15 protein-coding genes and 1 pseudogene are annotated in these 16,799 nt (G+C 71.0%); 5 read left to right on the forward strand and 11 right to left on the reverse strand.

Annotated elements, in window-relative coordinates:
* Positions 1 to 15: 15 nt before the first annotated feature.
* From ACQEUR_RS09385 to ACQEUR_RS09400, 4 genes are all read right to left on the reverse strand, one after another.
* On the reverse strand, positions 16 to 3,141 hold the full coding sequence (locus tag ACQEUR_RS09385; RefSeq protein WP_433028461.1) for a DUF3427 domain-containing protein: 3,126 nt from the start codon (positions 3,139 to 3,141) through the stop codon (positions 16 to 18).
* A 111-nt stretch (positions 3,142 to 3,252) separates the two neighbouring features.
* Positions 3,253 to 3,669: an Imm1 family immunity protein gene (locus ACQEUR_RS09390; RefSeq protein ID WP_433028464.1), complete on the reverse strand. Its 417-nt coding sequence runs from the start codon at positions 3,667 to 3,669 to the stop codon at positions 3,253 to 3,255.
* Positions 3,670 to 3,743: 74 nt separating this feature from the next.
* Positions 3,744 to 4,295, reverse strand: a complete 552-nt coding sequence (locus ACQEUR_RS09395; protein ID WP_433028467.1) for a flavoprotein — start codon at positions 4,293 to 4,295, stop codon at positions 3,744 to 3,746.
* 80 nt (positions 4,296 to 4,375) lie between these two features.
* Positions 4,376 to 4,582 (reverse strand): helix-turn-helix transcriptional regulator, encoded by a 207-nt coding sequence (locus ACQEUR_RS09400; protein ID WP_433028469.1) that lies wholly within the window; start codon positions 4,580 to 4,582, stop codon positions 4,376 to 4,378.
* A 302-nt stretch (positions 4,583 to 4,884) separates the two neighbouring features.
* Between ACQEUR_RS09400 and ACQEUR_RS09405 the strand changes: the two are divergent.
* Positions 4,885 to 5,115, forward strand: a pseudogene (locus ACQEUR_RS09405) (DivIVA domain-containing protein); the annotation flags it as partial.
* Positions 5,116 to 5,313: 198 nt separating this feature from the next.
* On the opposite strand, the gene ACQEUR_RS09410 reads toward ACQEUR_RS09405, so the two are convergent.
* A complete protein-coding gene (locus ACQEUR_RS09410; protein WP_433028471.1) occupies positions 5,314 to 6,222 on the reverse strand; it encodes a methyltransferase domain-containing protein in 909 nt (302 codons plus the stop codon).
* Positions 6,223 to 6,234: 12 nt separating this feature from the next.
* Complete coding sequence (locus ACQEUR_RS09415; RefSeq protein WP_433028473.1) at positions 6,235 to 6,654, reverse strand: transglutaminaseTgpA domain-containing protein; 420 nt, start codon at positions 6,652 to 6,654, stop codon at positions 6,235 to 6,237.
* Between the two features lie 159 nt (positions 6,655 to 6,813).
* Here ACQEUR_RS09415 and ACQEUR_RS09420 point away from each other — a divergent pair, with 159 nt between their 5' ends.
* Positions 6,814 to 7,341 carry a GNAT family N-acetyltransferase gene (locus ACQEUR_RS09420; RefSeq protein WP_433028475.1) on the forward strand — a complete coding sequence of 176 codons (528 nt, stop codon included), beginning with the start codon at positions 6,814 to 6,816 and terminating at the stop codon, positions 7,339 to 7,341.
* Here ACQEUR_RS09420 and ACQEUR_RS09425 read toward each other — a convergent pair.
* The 4 genes from ACQEUR_RS09425 to ACQEUR_RS09440 form a co-directional block, all read right to left on the reverse strand.
* The gene (locus ACQEUR_RS09425) at positions 7,334 to 7,804 is read right to left on the reverse strand and encodes a hypothetical protein (protein ID WP_433028477.1); all 471 of its coding nucleotides are present in this window, start codon (positions 7,802 to 7,804) and stop codon (positions 7,334 to 7,336) included. The two genes, ACQEUR_RS09420 and ACQEUR_RS09425, sit on opposite strands and share 8 nt — an antisense overlap.
* 153 nt (positions 7,805 to 7,957) lie before the next feature.
* The gene (locus ACQEUR_RS09430; RefSeq protein WP_433028479.1) at positions 7,958 to 8,560 is read right to left on the reverse strand and encodes a CGNR zinc finger domain-containing protein; all 603 of its coding nucleotides are present in this window, start codon (positions 8,558 to 8,560) and stop codon (positions 7,958 to 7,960) included.
* An 18-nt stretch (positions 8,561 to 8,578) separates the two neighbouring features.
* On the reverse strand, positions 8,579 to 9,760 hold the full coding sequence (locus tag ACQEUR_RS09435) for a glutathionylspermidine synthase family protein (protein WP_433028481.1): 1,182 nt from the start codon (positions 9,758 to 9,760) through the stop codon (positions 8,579 to 8,581).
* A gap of 2 nt (positions 9,761 to 9,762) precedes the next feature.
* Positions 9,763 to 9,978, reverse strand: a complete 216-nt coding sequence (locus ACQEUR_RS09440) for a hypothetical protein (RefSeq protein ID WP_433028483.1) — start codon at positions 9,976 to 9,978, stop codon at positions 9,763 to 9,765.
* A 187-nt stretch (positions 9,979 to 10,165) separates the two neighbouring features.
* Between ACQEUR_RS09440 and ACQEUR_RS09445 the strand changes: the two genes are divergently transcribed.
* On the forward strand, positions 10,166 to 11,086 hold the full coding sequence (locus tag ACQEUR_RS09445) for a proline dehydrogenase family protein (RefSeq protein WP_433028485.1): 921 nt from the start codon (positions 10,166 to 10,168) through the stop codon (positions 11,084 to 11,086).
* A 214-nt stretch (positions 11,087 to 11,300) separates the two neighbouring features.
* Here the strand turns inward: ACQEUR_RS09445 and ACQEUR_RS09450 are convergent, their stop codons facing one another.
* Positions 11,301 to 13,370, reverse strand: coding sequence for a hypothetical protein (locus ACQEUR_RS09450; RefSeq protein ID WP_433028487.1), 2,070 nt, complete (start codon positions 13,368 to 13,370; stop codon positions 11,301 to 11,303).
* 624 nt (positions 13,371 to 13,994) lie between these two features.
* Here ACQEUR_RS09450 and ACQEUR_RS09455 point away from each other — a divergent pair.
* Positions 13,995 to 15,317, forward strand: coding sequence for a hypothetical protein (locus ACQEUR_RS09455; RefSeq protein WP_433028489.1), 1,323 nt, complete (start codon positions 13,995 to 13,997; stop codon positions 15,315 to 15,317).
* A gap of 78 nt (positions 15,318 to 15,395) precedes the next feature.
* Complete coding sequence (locus tag ACQEUR_RS09460) at positions 15,396 to 16,796, forward strand: efflux RND transporter periplasmic adaptor subunit (protein WP_433028491.1); 1,401 nt, start codon at positions 15,396 to 15,398, stop codon at positions 16,794 to 16,796.
* The last annotated feature ends 3 nt before the right edge of the window (positions 16,797 to 16,799 follow it).

Below are 16,799 nucleotides of genomic sequence, written 5' to 3' on the forward strand. Positions count from 1 at the left end.
GATAGTCCCCGCTATCTATGCGGCGATGGCTCGGGCAGCCGCGTACGTGTCGGGTGGGAGTGGCTGGTCGAGCTGCCAGATGACCCGCATCGGGCGGTCACCGGTATGCGACACGTACGTCATGGGGCCGGCGTACAGGTACGGCGAAACGCCCAGGTCGCCGTCGCGGACCTTGGACTCCCGCACGAAGAGATGCACGGACGACCCACGCTGGACGTGCTGGATGTAGCGCTGCCCGGTCGGCGACGCCGCCGAGGTGGTGCTCTGCGACTCCCACTGGAAAAGCTCGTCGGTGATGGCCCGGTCGGCGTACATGGTGGTGGGGGAGTAGTGGTGCTCCGACTTGATGAGGGTGACGAAGAAGAGATCCGCCTGCTCGTCCGGCACCCACTTCACACCCTCCCGGAGCTGCGTTGGGTTGGGCACGCCGAATCCGGCGCAGGCCTCGTCGCGGCTGTAGCGGGCGTGCGTGCGCAGGGGCACGGTCGCTGACACCGGTCGGAGAGTGATCCGGTGGATCCGTTCCCGCAGTACCTCAGCGAGTTGGGACAGTTCGTCGCATCGGTCTGGCTGCGCCCAGAGCCGCCGTAGCCCGTCCTCCGTTCGGTCGAGCGGGATCTTGTTGCCCCAGAGCGCGATGTGCAGTACCTCGGCAAGTCGGCCCGGACCAGGGCCTTCACCGGTGGCGACCCGGCGCAGCAGGTCAAGGCGGTCCGGGTCGTCCAGGTGCAGCATGCGACCGATGGCGGCCCCGAGCGTGCCATCGTCGGGGCCGGGAGGCGTACGGCTCAAACCGGCGCGGCGGCGCAGTCCGGCCCATCCGCCGAGCGACTTGCGACGGTAGATGTCCTCCACCTCAAGGCCGGTCTCCCGAAGGAACTCGGCGAGGCTGACATCCCCGAGGTCTCGCAGCTCGGCGGTGAGGTTCGCTGTGGAGTTGGGCAGCGCTGATCTGAGGTTGTCCAGGACGACGTCCTTGGCAACCCGGTCCAGCTCGATGTGACATCCGCTGGGCAGGTTGGGGAAGTCGTACTCGACGGCCTCCGTGAGCCCTCGGCGGCTGACGCCGGTCAGCGCGCGCCACCGTAGGTCAAAACGGAAGTTGGCGTGTTGCCCGCCGATGAAGTCGAGCACGGTCAGGCACGCTTTGCCGTCGTCGAGCCGGAGGCCACGGCCGAGTTGCTGAAGGAAGATTGTCGCGCTCTCGGTGGGCCGCAGCATCAGGATGGTGTCGACCATCGGCAGGTCGACGCCCTCGTTGAACAGGTCAACGGTGAAGAGCACCCGCAGCTCGTTGCGGCGGAACTGGTCGATCAACCGTCTGCGGTCGTCGGACCCGAGTCGTGACGTGACCGCTGCGGCCGGTACTCCCGATTGGGTGAACCGGTCGGCCATGAACTCCGCGTGGGCAACGCTGACGCAGAACCCGAGCGAGCGCATGTGGCGGACGTCGACCTTGTCGCGGACCGCCTGGAGGATCTTCGAGACGCGCGAGTGATTACCGGTGTAGACCTTGTTCAGCTCACTCAGGTCGTAGCCCTGCCCGCGTCGCCAGCGCAACGTCGACAGATCGACGTCGTCGTGCAGACCGAAGTACTGGAACGGCGCGAGGAGCTGCCGTTCCAGCGCCTCCCAGAGGTGCAGTTCGACCGCCGTCCGCCCGCCGAACCACCGGCGTACGTCGCCGCCGTCGGCGCGGTCGGGGGTGGCGGTCAGTCCGAGCAGTTCGCGCGGTTGCAGCCGCTCCAGCAGCCGGGCGTACGTCGGCGCCTCGGCGTGGTGGAACTCGTCCACGATCACCATGTCGAACCGGTCCGGCGGCAGGTCCTCGTCGGCGAGCCGATGCAGGGACTGGACGGAGGCGAAGACGTACCGCCAGTCGCGTGGTTTCTCCCCGCCCACCAGGATTTCGCCGAAGCTGCCATCCCGCAGCACGTGCCGGAAGACCGACCGGCTCTGCCGCAGGATCTGTTCCTGATGCGCCACGAAGAGCAGCGAGTCGACCTCGCGTCTCTCTCTGAGGTCGCGGTAGTCCAGGGCGGCGACCACCGTCTTGCCGGTGCCGGTCGCCATCACGACCAGGTTGCGGTGCCGGCCGTGGACCAGGCGTTCGGCCGCGAGATCGGCGAGGACGGCCCGCTGATAGCCGTACGGGTGGACGGCGATGTTGCTGATCTCGACGTCGGGCCCGTCGCTGTCGGCCAACCGTTGGGCACGCGGTTGATACTGCCGGCGCTCGCCGCGCAGTGCTTGCCGGAGCCGATCTCCTTCTGTAGCGGGATCGTATGGCTCGAACGCGGGGTCGCTCCAGTAGTCGGTGAACGTCGCGTCGAAGGTGTCGATGACGTGTGGCTGCTCCAGGCTGGATACCCGGATGTTCCACTCCAGGCCATCGACCAGGGCCGCACGGGACAGGTTCGATGAGCCGACGTACGCGGTCTCAACGCCGTTGTCTCGGCGGAAGAGCCAGGCCTTGGCGTGCAGCCGGGTGGTCTTCGTCTCGTACGAAATCTTGATGTCTGCGCCCAACTCGGCGAGCCGGTCCACCGCGCGCGGGTCGGTCGCCCCCAGGTAGGTCGTGGTGATGACCCGGATCCGCCCGCCCCGGGCGGTCAGCTCTCCGATCGGTCGCTCCAGCATGCGTACGCCCGGCCAGGTGATGAAGGCGCAGAGCAGGTCGACCTGGTCTGCGGAGGCCATTTCGTAGCCGACCTCATGGCCGATGCGCGGCTGATGCCGACCGTTGACCAGTAGGGCCCCACTCGCCAGCGGGGTGCTCGGGCGGGCCGGGAAGTGCGGCCTGGCCGGCGGCGTCGGAGGATGCGCGATGGCGGTGAGTAGCTGGCGGTGCGCCTCGGTCACCTGGTCGTCATCGCCGACCGCCCGTGGCTCGATGGCGGCGATGCTGTCGGCGATCTGGTTGGCGATCTGGATCTGCCGGGCGAGACGTTCGGCATCGCTGCCGCCCACCGACCGCAGCGCGCGGCGGGCCAGGCCGGCAATGTGCCGGGTGAGGACGTTGTCGGCGTCGGCCGGGTCAAGATTGCCTCGCTGGACCAGGTCGGGACTGTGATGGTGGAGCTTGCCCGCGAGCTCGTTGGTGATGAGGTGTTCATAGATGCCGCGCGCCAGCTCCGTCACCTGGGCAAGATTAGGCGCTCACGTATCCATCGGGATCATGACGGGGACCCGATACCAGTCATTCGTTCGGCCGGGGCCCCTTCGAACCTGGTGCCGAGGACCCGATGACTCCTACAGTCCGGCCGTCCTCTCAGGCGGGGTTGGCGGCTTGCCGGTTCGCAGGAAGGTGGCCGCTGCCCGCAGCGCAAAGTCGGGTTGGACCCGAAGATGTTCGGCGGGGTACTCGGTACGCACGCCGCCGACGTCGAAGGCGATCCCTTCGGACGGAGCCGGCACGTCGGGGTAGATGAGGTACCCGCCATCGTCGGCGATGTGGACGACAAAGGCGTGGGTCGGATGACCGAGACCAACCTGAAGGCCCGTTGGTAGGTCATCCTCGTCATCCGGCACGTCGTAGATCGTTACCACGACAGGTTCTTGTTTCTCATGAACGCGGCGCAGCAGGGTTTCCAGAGCGACGGGGTCGCTGACCTCCACCTCGTGACTGTCTCGGTGATCGGCTCGGTCGTACGACCAGGTCACCTTCATGCGATCGCCTTTCCGTTACCGGTGTACGTCCGCCACAGCCGCACCTGCCCGTCATCAAGCTCGGCCAGGCTCACCTAGTGACGCCTTGATGGGCGTAGATCCGACGCGTCTTCGGTCAGTTGGCGCCATCGGAAGCCGTCGCCTGGCACAGCCGGACGTAAGGCTTCGGCCGGGGTGAACACGGCACCGGAGTCGCTGAGCGCCTGCACGTGGCCTCCGTAGGCGGGGTGTGTGGTGAGCGCCTGCTTCGCGTACGGGGAGACGAGGATGGGCAGCCGCAGCCCAAGCATCTCGTTGAGGAGGCCGAGGGCGAAGTTGTCGCTGATGCCGAGCGCCCACTTGTTGATCGTGTTGAACGTCGCCGGCGCCACCAGGACCGCGTCCGCGTCCGGCAGTGCGCCCGGTTCCCCGGGCCTGCGCCACTCCGAACGCACCGGATAGCCGGTCTGCTCAGCGAGCGCGGCGGTGTCAATCCAGGTCGCCGCCGTCGGGGTGGCGACCACGCAGACCGTCCAACCGTCCGCCAACAAAAGCGTGACGAGTTCACCGACCTGCTGGGCGGGCGGCGCGGCACAGACCACGAGGTAGAGGACGGGTCGCAGCCCCGATAGCAGATCGGCCCGCACGGATGTCGAGTCGGGGCGATGAGTGTCGTCTCCCCATGGGACCCCATCCAGGCCGCTGCTCTGGTTCGGTTCTCGTGAGACTAATCGTCCGCGTCGGGCTTTGGTGGGCGGTTGTGCTTGGCCCATTGCCTGATCTCGGCAGCCAGGTAGACCTTCATGCCCCGTAGCTCCTGGTACGGCTTCGGGAAGCCCGGCCGGCGGGCGATCTGCTGAAACCGCTGACGAGATACGCCGAGGTAGTCGGCGATCTCGTAAGGGCCCATCAGCTCGCCTGGTCCACCGGCCATGGACCGCACGCTATGCACGCACGGGTATACCCGATTGGCACTACCCTATTGACTAGAGCGTGGAGTTTGGCAGACGATGCCGAGGTGGCTCGGGGCGGGTGCCGGGCTCCGGTCGGTACGTCTCGCGCGGCCGTACCGACCGTCCCCGCCCGCCTCGGCGCCACACACCGCCAACCGGAGGCAGGGGGAGGGGTCATGGGTCGGATCGACGTGGCGTTGGGGGAGTTGCCGGTGCCGCCGTACGTCACACGGGGCCCGTCGGAGGGGCTGGTCGCGGCCCACGAAGCGACCGGAGTGCCTTCATGATCTACCGGAAGGGTGACCGGCTCGGCGCGCACCACGTCCGGGCCGAGACCTTCGCCGTACGCCGGTGGCGCGGCCTCGACCCCGACGAGGTCTACGCCTACCTGCGTCAGGTCGCCGACGAGTTGGACCGGCTACGGCGCGAGGCGGCCACGGCCCGGACCGAGGCGGAGCGGATGCGCCAAGGATTGCGGCAGTGGCAGTCCCGGCATGTCGGCTGCCGGTTCGCCGACCCGCCGGCCCCGGCACCCGATCCACGGGCCCCGGCGCCCGAACCGCGCCCGCAGCAGGGCACCGACCGCCGACCAGGCGGCCGGCACGGGCGCCACCACGGGCCACCTCGCAACGGTGGCCAGTGGTGAGCGACGCCCGCTGGGTCATCCACCTGCCGACCACGATCACCTCACTGGACGTGGCCGTCGACCTGGTCACCGCCCTGCGGGCGTCGCTGGCGCACGTGCCGGTACTCGACTTCGGCGAGGTGACACTGTCCCGGGAGGACGAGCAGGCACGACGTACCCGGATCTGGTGTGACGCCCGGCTCGACGGAGCCGGCGGCCGGCGCTGCCAGCGGGGTGCCGACCACCCACGGGAGTGCGGGCCCCGGGACGGGGTGGCGCAGCGGAAGCACCGGAGCGAGGCCGAGCAGGGGATCGCCTGACTCGCGTGGCCATCCGGCTCAGGGCGTCGGGGCGGGCTTGCGGGCCAGCACATATCCCTGCGGGACCTTCTCCGCGCCCTGGGGCTCCCGCACCGCCCGTCGCCCACGGCTCGAAGCCGGCCTCGCGCAGCAGCTCGGAGACCTCGCCCGGCTGTTGCCGGTACAAGTTGAGGTCGACCGGCTTTCCGAACACCTCGTCGCGATGGATCAGGTCGTCGCCGACCTGGAAGGCGAGCATGAGTTGGCCGCCCGGCGCGAGCACCCGGTGGAACTCCGCGAAGACCTCGGGCCGCCGCTCCCACGGGACGTGGATGATCGAGTAGTAGCCGAGCAGGCCGCCGAGGGCGGCGTCGGGCAGCTCCAGGGCCAGCATCGACCCCACCTCGAAGCGCAGACCCGGATAGGTACGCCGGGCCAGCTCGATCATCCCGGGCGACAGGTCGATGCCGAACGCGTCCAGCCCCAACTCGCGCAACACGGTCGTCACCCGGCCCGGCCCGCAGCCGACATCGGCGACCGGCCCGTTCCCGTTGGCGCGTACCAGCTCCGCGAAGGCGGCCAGCAACGCCCGGTCGAGGGGCATGTCCGCCAGGCTCGCGCCGAACATGTCGGCGTACTCGACGACCATGGCGTCGTAGGAGTCCCGGGTGGCGGCCAGGAACGGTTCATCGGACATGACGGGTGCAGGCTAGTCGACGGCCCTCCGCCGGAGCCGGATCGCCATCACCACCGCGACGCCGAGACAGCCCAGCGTGAGAGCGGCGAGGACGACCAGCGACGGATTGACGTACGCGGGGATGAGGTCGTATTCGGCGTTGCACCGGTTGTGCAGCGGGAACCACCGCCCCGGCTCATCGAGGTGTTCGGCCCGGTAGGCGGTGTCGTACTCCTGGCCCTTGACCAGCTCGCACGTTTCCTCGGTGTCGAGGGTGAGACCGGAGAACAACCCGTGGCCGTACAGCAGGACGGTGCTGGAGGCCGCGAGGACGGCGAATCGCACCCACGTGCCGGGAGCCGTCCAGGCCCTGCGCCGGACGGCCCGGACGGCTCCGTACAAGCCCCAGCACAGCCCGCCGAGTACGGCGATCGGTACGAGCCACAGCAGCATGCTTCTCCTCGGAACCGGTAGCCGGTCAGGTGCTCCGACACCACGGTCCTGCTCTTCGGGGCGACCTTCCGAACGGCCTCGATCATGGCAGCCACGCGCTCGCAGCCCAGCCCGGCTTGGTTAGATGAGCGGGGGACGGCTGACAGGGGGGTGGCCGAGGTGGTGGGGGAGCCGAGCGGGGTGCGGATCGAGCCGTGGAGCGAGGACGACCTCGACCTGCTGCGCCGGATCAACACACCCGAGATGAAGCGGCACCTCGGCGGCCCGGAGACCGACGAGCAGGTCGTCGCCCGGCACGAGCGCTACGTCCGGTTCGCCGGCACCGGCAAGGGCGTCATGTTCCGGGTCGTCGCGCTGCCCGAGGCCGTACCGGCGGGCAGCATCGGCTACTGGGACCGACACTGGCACGACGAGACCGTCTACGAGATGGGCTGGAGCATCCTGCCGACGTACCAGGGGAGAGGGCTGGCCACCGCGGCGCTCGCCGCCGTGGTCGACGTGGCCCGCGCACGGCGGACCCACCGGTACGCCCACGCGTTCCCCTCGGTCGACAACCCCGCCTCGAACGCGGTGTGTCGCAAGGCGGGCTTCGAACTGCTCGGCGAGACCGAGTTCGAGTTCCCGCCGGGGCGGCCGATGCGCTCCAACGACTGGCGCCTCGACCTGACCGCCCCGGATGTCACCTGATGGCGGGCACGATGAAGATCAGGGTGAGGCTCCACAGCAGCGCCATCGAGATCAGGATGAACGCGATGATGTACGTCTCGTACCAGCGGAGGAAGTTCATGTGCCGGGGCGGCTTCCGGAACCCCGGCCGCACGGCCTCGTCGGTCAGCTCGCACTCCTCGCGGCGGTAGTCCAGCCAGCTGAATATGCCGACGACGATGAAGAGCGTCGTGAACAGGGCGACGAGGGTGATCAGGCACAGGATGCCCAGCACCCCGGCCTGCGCCGTGCCCGGCTCGATCTCCCACTTGCGGTAACCCACGAAGAGCGCCAGCGCCGCTCCGGCGAGCGTCGTGGCAAGGGTCTGGTAGATCGCCAGGAAGCGGTACGCGTTCTCGTTCGTGGCGTGCAGTTGCTGCAGGATGTACTTGTAGCGTTCGAGGTGGAAGTCGCCCGGTGGCGGACCGGGAGTCTCAGTCGTCATGGCCAGCCTCAGGTCGGTCGTACCCGGATCGACCGATCCTGTCACGCGCGCGCCCGCCGGCGGTGCGCCCGCTGCGCTTCAACCTCAGGACGGGCGGCACGGTGCGGCGTCACCGGGATGTGGTCACCGGGTACGGCGAGTCGCGCGGCCGGGTCAGCCGACGGTGACCGGCGCCTTCTCCTCGACGGCCTCGACCGCCTCGACCGCCTCGACCGGCGCGACGGACTTCTCCTCCACGGCCGCCCGCTTGCGCGCCCGGTGCGCCGCCACGTGCGACCGGGTGGCGCAGCGCTCCGAGCAGAACCGGCGGCAGCAGTTGGACGAGGTGTCCAGGTAGACGTTGCCGCACCGGTCGTCGGCGCAGACGCCGAACCGGCCCGCGCCGTACTCGCACAACCAGACGGAGAGGCCCCAGACGGCACCGGCGAGGAATTCCGCGCTGACCGAGGCGCCCCGGCTGGTCGCGTGCATGTGCCAACTGTTGGCGTCGTGCCCGGAAATGCGCGGCTGGACCGGAAAGGCCTCCAGGAGCGCATTCAACTCGGCCACCGCCTCGGCATCGCGGCCCGAAGATCCGAATTCGAAGACGTCTCGCAGGCGCTTCTGCGCGCGGCGGAACACCGTGACGTCGCGTTCGGTCACCTCGTCGCCCATCCAGGCGTGCTCTTCGCTGAAAACCGCCCGTAGACCGTCGAGGTCGTCGAGTAGCGCGTTGACGAGATCAACCCCGGTCCGGGCGTACGCGTCGAAGTTCACCCGACAACCGTAGACGACTCACGGCTGTCGCGGGGCATCCACGTAGTGGGGCAGGAACCGCGCGTAGCCATCGGTGATCAAGCTCTGGCTCTCCCGGATGCCGGCACCGGCCGATTCGCCGTCCACCACCCAGCTCCCCAGCACCATCCGGTTGCCTGCAAAGGAGGGCAGCGCCCGGAACTCCTGGTAACACCAGCCCTCGGCGCCGTAGATGCCGGGATTGGTGATCTCCCCGGCGCCGGTCACGATCCGCACCGATCCACCCTCCCGACCCAGCAGCGGTTTGGCCACGTATTCGGGCATTCCGCGCGGCGAGTCGAGAAACGCCGGAAGCAGGTACGGATGATCGGGATAGAGCTCCCAGAGCACCGCCAGCAGCGCCTTGTTGGACAGGATCATCTTCCAGGCCGGTTCGATCCAGGTCGTCGGCGTGCCCGGCGCCAGCGCCAGCCGGCCGTACGGCTCCGCGAGCATCCACTCCCAGGGGTAGAGCTTGAAGCAGGTGAGGATCGCCTCCCGCGCCCCGGCCGGATCGGGCGGGCCGACGAACCGGCGGCCGTCCCAGCCGATCTCGAGCATCGGCAGCAGCTCCGTCTTCAGCCCCGCCTGGTGCGCGGTCTCGGCCAGGTAGCCGGCGGTCATCTGGTCCTCGCCGGTCTCCTCCTCGTCCGACCAGGCCAGGTGCAGCAGCGGGTCGTGCAGCCCGGCGCCGATGCGCCGCCACGCCGCCACGAGCCGTTCGTGCAGGCTGTTCCACTGGTCCCGGTCGGGGCGGGTCTCCTCCAGCCAGTACCACTGGATCACCGCCGCCTCGACCAGCGCGGTCGGGGTGTCCGCGTTGTACTCCAGCATCTTCGGCGGCCAACTGCCGTCGTACCAGAGGTCGAACCGGCCGTAGACGGTCGGCGGCCGCTCCCGCAGCGACCGGGTGACCGCCTCGGCGGCCCAGCCCGGGATGCCGAACTCGGCGAACCGGTTGCGCGCCACCACGTGCTCGGCCGCCGCCACCGACATCCGGTGCAGCTCCTCGGTCGCCTCCTCCAGCCGGAGCACCTCGTCCAACTCCAGCGCGTAGCAGGCGCTCTCGTCCCAGTACGACATGAACCGGCCGTCCGGCAGCTCGGTGTCCGCGTAGACCAGGCCCTGGCCGCGGACCGTGTCGTGCCACCCCGGCCGGGGCGTCGAGGCCTCGCGCCGCACGCTCAGCCCCCGCAGGCGGCGAGGTGGGTGCCGAAGCCGCCCTGCTCGGGCACGGCCGACGTGGGCTCCGGTGCCGTGCGGGCCAGGCTCAACCCGATCGTCGGGGTGGGGGTGGCGGTCGCCGCACCGCGGCGCTCGTCCCGGTCGCAGTCGTCATCGTCGTCGTCCGCGCACCCGGTCAGGGTGAGCGCGAGGGCGGTCAGCGCGCCGAGCGGCACGCTCGCTGACCGGAGCCGACGTCGTGAATGTTTTTCCACGTGGTCGTTTGTAACGGATGCCCGCCACCTCCGCGGCCCCGCCTCCCGCAGCGCCGGGTCCGGACCGTCCCGGGGCGGTGCGGCGGGCGGCCGGCCCGACCGGTCCGGTCGGCGGATCCGGTCCGGCGGCGGGCGTTACGCTCGGCTCATGCTCCGTTCGGTCATCCTCGCCGCGTCCCGGTCACCCCGGTTCGAGCGGCTCGTCGAGACGGCCCCCTACACCCGGGACGTCGTACGCAGGTTCGTCGCCGGCACCGGCACCGACGACGCGCTGCGGGCCACCCGCCAGCTCGTCGCCGACGGCCTCGCCGTCTCCCTCGACCATCTCGGCGAGGACACCGTCACCGCGGAGCAGGCCAACGCCGTCCGGGACGAATATCTCGGGCTGCTCGGCGGGCTCGCCCAGGCCGGGCTGACCCCGGCCGCCGAGGTCAGCGTCAAGCTCTCCGCACTCGGCCAGCGGTTCGACGAACGGCTGGCCCGGGAACACGTGCGGGCGATCTGCGCCGCCGCCACGGCCGCCGGCACCACCGTCACCCTCGACATGGAGGACCACACCACCACCGACTCGACGCTCGACATCCTGGCCGAGCTGCGCAAGGACTTTCCGGGTACGGGCGCCGTGCTCCAGGCCTACCTGCGGCGTACCGAGTCGGACTGCCGGGAGCTGGCCACCGCCGGTTCGCGGGTGCGGCTCTGCAAGGGGGCGTACAAGGAGCCGGAGTCGGTCGCCTACCAGTCCGCCCGCGAGGTGGACAAGTCGTACGTCCGCTGCCTGAACATCCTGCTCTCCGGCGCGGGCTACCCGATGGTGGCCACCCACGACCCGACGCTGATCGCGATCGCCGAGGACCGGGCCCGCTGGTTCGACCGGGCTCCCGACGAGTTCGAGTTCCAGCTCCTCTACGGGGTCCGCCCCGAGGAGCAGGCGCGGCTCGCCGGGGCCGGCCACACCGTACGGGTCTACGTCCCGTACGGCACCGACTGGTACGGCTACCTGATGCGGCGTCTCGCCGAGCGCCCGGCGAACCTCGCCTTCTTCGCCCGCGCCCTGGCCACCCGCCGCTAGCCGGTCCCGGTCACCGGGGCCGGGCGCAATCGCGGTCCCTCGGTGCCCGCCGCCGGTGCGGGCAGCGGGCCGGTGACGCGACAGGGCGCACCCGGTCTCCCGCTGGGTCCGATCTGATGATCGTCCCCGGGGAGGCCGGATGCGCCCCTCAGGTTGCCCGCCGGTTCGTCGCCGGCCGTCGGGTCTACCCGATCCGCCACTCGGGCTGGCTCTGTCAGCCGAAGCAGTTCTCGATGCGGTCCGAGCCACCGCAGTTGGTGGGCTCGTTCCTGGTGATGACGGTGTCCTCGTCCACGTCGACCTTGGCGTCCTTGGCGAAGACCCCACCGACCCGCTTGGTGGCGTCGTTGTCGGCCACCTTGCTCTTGGTCAGGTCCAGCTTGCCGCCCTTGACGGCGATGCCGCCGCCCTGTGAGCGCGGGCCGACCGCGTGGTTGTGGTTGACCTCGGACCGGCGGATGATCACCTCGGACTTCTCGCCGAAGATCCCGCCGCCGTCACCGCGGGCGGTGTTGTTGGTGATCTTGCTGTTGTCGATCACCAGCAGGCCCCGGATGGTGGCGATGCCGCCGCCGTCGCCGAACGCGAGGTTGTGGCTGACCTGCACCTTGCGCAGGGTGAGGTTGGCCTCCTTGTTGAACACGCCGCCGCCGACCTTGGCGGTGTTGTCCACGAACTTGCTCTCCTCGACCCTCGTCCGGGCCGAGACGCTGGCCAGGCCCCCGCCCGCCAGCGCGTGGTTGTTCTCGAAGGTGCTCTTGCTGATGTCGGCCGCACCCCGGTAGTTGGCGAGCCCGCCGCCGAACGCCCCGGCGCTGTTGTCGCGGAACTCCGACTTCTCCACGGTCAGGACCCCACCGTTGAGGATGCCGCCACCGCTGCCGGTCTTGCCGGCGGCGCTGTTCTCGAAGAACTTGCTCTCGACGACCTTGGCGTGACCGTCGTTGAAGATCGCTCCGCCACCGCCGTCGTGGCTGAAGGCGGTGCTCTCCTTGATGGTGGTGTGCTTGATCTCGGCGCTGCCGCCGAAGTCAATCTTGATCGCGCCACCCTCGTCGGCCCGCCCGTCCTTGAGCGTGACGTCGCTCAGCTTCAGGTCGCCGCCGTCCCGGACGGTGAAGAACCGGAAGTCCTTGCCGTACGAGTCCCGGGTGATGGTCGCGCCCTCGCCCTTGATGCGGATCGGCGTCTTGATCACCGGCAGACCGGACCGGTCGTTCTTCTTCCGGTCGTCCTTCTTCTTCCGGTCGTCGTTCTCCCGGCCGTCCCTGCCGTCCTCGCCGTTCATGCCGTTCTGCTGGCCGTCTTCCTGGCCGTTCTCCCTGCTGTCTTCCTTGCTGTCTTCCCTGCTGTCCTCCCGACCGTCTGACCAACCCTTGTCCTTGTCGCCGTGCTTGTCGCCGTGGTCCTCAAACGCGGTCAGCCGGTACGTGCACTTCGGAGCGAGCCTGAGGCTGGCGCCGCCCTCGGCGTTGGCGTGTACCAGCGCGGCGATGAGCTTGTCCGGGTCACAGGGGACGAACCTCTCCTCCTCGTGCTCACCGTTCCAGCCACCGTCCGAGCCGCAGCGTGAGTCGCGGCTCTCGCCCGAGCTGTTGCCTTGCCGGCCCTCGCCGCTGTCGCCGTGCCCCGACCGCTCCTTGGAGTCCTCGGCCCTGTGGTCCCTGTTCTCCTCGGCCTTGTGGTCCTTGTTCTCTTCGGCCTTGTGGTCCTTCTTCTCGTCCGGCTTGGCCTTCGAGTCCTCGGCCTTGTGGTCCTTCTTCTCGTCCGGCTTGGCCTTCGAGTCCTCGGCCTTCTTCTCCTCGGCCTTGTGGTCCTTGTTCTCCTCGGCCTTGTCGTCCTTCTTCTCCTCCGGCTTGGCGCTCGCGTCGCCGTTGCGGTTGGCACCGGACGACGAGCCCTCACGGCCGCGGTCGCCGTGCTCGCCCGACGACGATCCCTCACGGTCGCGGTCGCCGTGTTCGCCGGACGACGAGCCCTGCCGGTCGCCGTTGCCGTGCTCGCCGGACGACGAGCCCTGCCAGTCCTCGCTGCCACTGCCGCGCTGCTCCGACTCGCAGTTCTCGTCGCCGCCGTGCCGGCCGGAGCCCGAGTCGCCGCCCTGCCGGTTTCCGCCGGACTCCGAACCGTTGGAGTTGCCGGTCGAACCTTCGCCGGTGGAGCCCCCGCGCTCCGCCGACCGGTCCTTCGGGTCCTTGCCCTGGTCGCCCTCTCCGTTGTCGCCGCCGGAGACGAACGACAGGTTCGACAGGTCCAGGCCCGTCGCGCTCCTGTCGCCGGCCATCGCGGCCACCCCGTTCAGACCTGCAGCCCCGGCCACGAGGCTTCCGGCCACGAGGCCACCGGCTAAGAACATCCGGGAGCGTCGCCTTCTCGGCCGTGCGGTGGACTGGGCGAGGTCCGCTGGGCTCCCCTGAAACTTGGACATCAAGCTTCCCTGCCTTTCGTAGAAGACACGGCCGCACCACTTCGGGCGCGGAGGGCCACAAATGGGTTGTAGCCACTGAACGCCACCGTACGGCGATGATCCGGGCAAGGCGGGCCTGTATGAAGAAAGCACACGATTCGGTGGAATCTCGCTCGTCTCGCCCGAAGGGCGGCAGCTACCCCGGTGCGGACCAGACCAGCCGAGAAGTGCCGGGCAGCGCGCCCAGGAGGGCGATGGACGGGACGAAAGCCGTGGCCCGCCCAGGATGGCGTAGGGGACGACAATCCGGGCAGAAGGACTGTTCGGGGACGTCCGACGCAGCGGGCCACGGGTGACGCAATCAGACCGGGACGGGGCCAGTTGCACGCGGCGGGGTGGGCCGGCCGCGGTCGGGCTGACCCAAAGGTCCACTGTGGTGGGACATCCCGGCGGCCGGACCACGGATCGCGCGACTGGACCGATCGTCGTACTCTCCGGGCCGTGGATCACGGGGATGATGGCCGCCGCCTGCCCGCCAACCGGCGCGGCTGGCCGTTCTGGGCGGCGGTCGGCACGGTCGCGGCGCTGCTGCTCTGTACGGCGCCGGTGGTGGCCGGCGTGCTGCTCTTCGACCGGGTCTCCGGCGCCATCGACTCCGGCGCGGCGGCCCCGGCCCGGAGCCCCCGGCCCGGCGACCCGGCGACCGTCACCCGGGACTGGCTCGGTGAGCGGATGACCGAACTGCTCGGCCGGCAGTCGGCGGCGCTGCTCCGCGGCGACGAGGCGGGCTACCTCGCCGTCGCCGACCCCGCTGCCGCCGGCGGCGGCGAGCTGGCCAGGGAACTGCGGCGGCAGTTCCGGAGCCTGCGCGCGATGCGGGTCACCCAGTGGCGGGTGGAGTTGCGCGGACAGCCGGTCCGGATGGAGAAGCCCGGGCAGTGGCAGGCCCTCTTCACCGTGCACCACTGCTTCGTGACCCCGGACTGTGCACCGGCCGCGCTCACCGTCACCACCCGGTGGGCCGACGCCGCCGGCCAGCCCCGGCTGGTCGCGATCGAGCCGTCCACCGCCGACGACCGGCCCCGCCCGTGGGAGGCCAGCGACCTGGTGGTCTCGGTCGGCGAGCGGGTGCTGGTCGCCACCACCCGGACCTACCGGCAGCGGCTGCCCGAGCTGCTGGCCCAGGCCGAGCGGGCCGCTGGGGTCGCCGACCGGTACGCGGTGGACGGCTCCCCGCCCGAGCGCTACCGCGTCTTCTACGCCGGCCCCGCCGAGTGGACCCGCTGGTACGGCGGCGACCGTCCCGAGTGGACCGCCGGGTACGCGGTGACCGTCGGCGCCGACCAGTACGACGTGGTGCTCAACTCGAAGGGGCTGGACGACAGCCAGCTCGACGAGCTGCTGCGGCACGAGCTGACTCACGCCGCCTCACTGCCGGGCGCGAAACAGGCCGGCGGGGACGCCTGGTGGCTGATCGAGGGGGTGGCGGAGAACGCCGCGGCCGGGGGCCGGCCGGTGGACCGCTACGAGAGCCTCTCCGAGGTGGCCCGGGTGCTCGCCGACGGCGACTGGAACGGCGAACTCGACGACGTGCTGCCGGCCGTGGACGCCCCGGACTGGCAGGTCGCCGGCACCTACGGCATCGGCTACCTCGCCGTACGGCACCTCGTCGACCGGTACGGCGAGCCGGACGTGCTGGAGTTCTTCGCCCAGGTGGTGCACGAGGGCCGGCCGGAGGACGAGGCGGCCCGGCAGGTCTTCGGCACGTCGTGGTCGACCCTGCACGACGACTGCGTGGCGTACGTCCGGGAGATCGCCGGCTGACCCCGGTCCATCGACCCCGGTCAGAGTCCACAGGCGCGGCGGCCGGCCGATCAGGGCGGCGGCTCGTACCATGGGCGGGTGCGTCGCGCCCGCCCGCCGCGCCTGTCCGCAGTTCCGCGGCCCCGCCTGTCCGCCCTCCTCGCCGTCGTCGTCCTGCTCGGCCTCACCGCCGCCGCCTGCGACGACGACGACGCGCAGATCGAGCTCGCCACCGCCGAGCTGGCCAGCGTCACCGAACTGGTCGACGCGCCGGCCAGCGTGACGGCCCGGGCCGCCGCCACGCTCAGCGCCCCGGCCGACGGCACCCTGACCAGCCTGCGGGTCGAGCCCGGCGAGACCGTCGAGGCCGGCCAGGTGCTGGCCGTCATCCACTCGCCGTCCGCCCAGGACCGGCTGGCCGGGGCCCGGCAGGCGCTCGCGGCGGCCAACCGGGCCGGCCGGGGGGCCGGCGGCGGCGCCGACCTGTCCCGGCTGCGCCGTGGCACGGACCGGGCGGCGGCCCAGGCCTTCGACGCGGCCCGGCAGGCCGCCGGCAAGCTCACCGACCAGCGGCTGCGGGCCGCGCTGCTGGCCCAGGTCACGTCCGCTGAGCGGCAGTACGAGGTCGCGGCCCGGGCGGCCGGCGACGCGGTACGCGCCGTGCAGCGTGGCGTCGCCGGGCTCAACTCGGCGGTACGGGCGCTCTCGGCGGCGCAGCGGCTCCAGGCCGAGCAGGCGTACGACCTGGCGAAGGCGACCGTGGACGCGTTGACCCTGCGGGCCCCGATCGGCGGTGTGGTGCAGCTCGGCGGCACCTCCTCGTCGGCCGGTCCCGCCGCCGGGTTGGCCGGGCTGCTCGGCGCCGCCGGCGGGCTCGGCCCGCTGCCCGGAGCCGACGCGGCCGGGGCGGACAGCTCCGCCGGGCCGGCCGCACCGGTACCCGGGGTGGACGCCGCCGTACCGGTGGGGGGTCGGGTCACCGCCGGCACCCCGGTGCTGACCGTGGTCGACCTGACCGACCTGGGCCTGGTCGCCGACGTGGACGAGACCGACGTGCTGCTGGTCCGGCCGGGCGTACCGGCGAACGTGGAACTCGACGCCGCCACCGGCGCCTCGTACCCGGCCGAGGTCCGCTCGGTCGACGTGCTGCCCACCGCCTCCACCCGGGGCGGCGTCTCCTACCGGGTACGCCTCTCCCTCGCCCCGGGACGCTTCGACGACGGGCGGGCGGCCCCGGACCCCCGCCCGGGGATGAGCGCGGTGGTGCACCTGCGGGTACGCCAGGCCGCCGACGCGGTCACCGTGCCGGCCGCGGCGCTGCTCTCGACCGACGGGCGGGACGCGGTCTGGGTGGTACGGGACGGCCGGGCCGAGCGGGTGCCGGTCACGGTCGGCGTGCAGGGGCAGGACCTGGTGCAGATCGTCACCGGCGTCGAGCCGGGCCAGCGGGTGGTGGTCGGCGGCGCCGACCGGGTGAGCACCGGCGAGCGGCTCGGGTGACCG

This window comes from Plantactinospora sp. CA-290183, assembly GCF_050936375.1.
GTDB lineage: Bacteria > Actinomycetota > Actinomycetes > Mycobacteriales > Micromonosporaceae > Plantactinospora.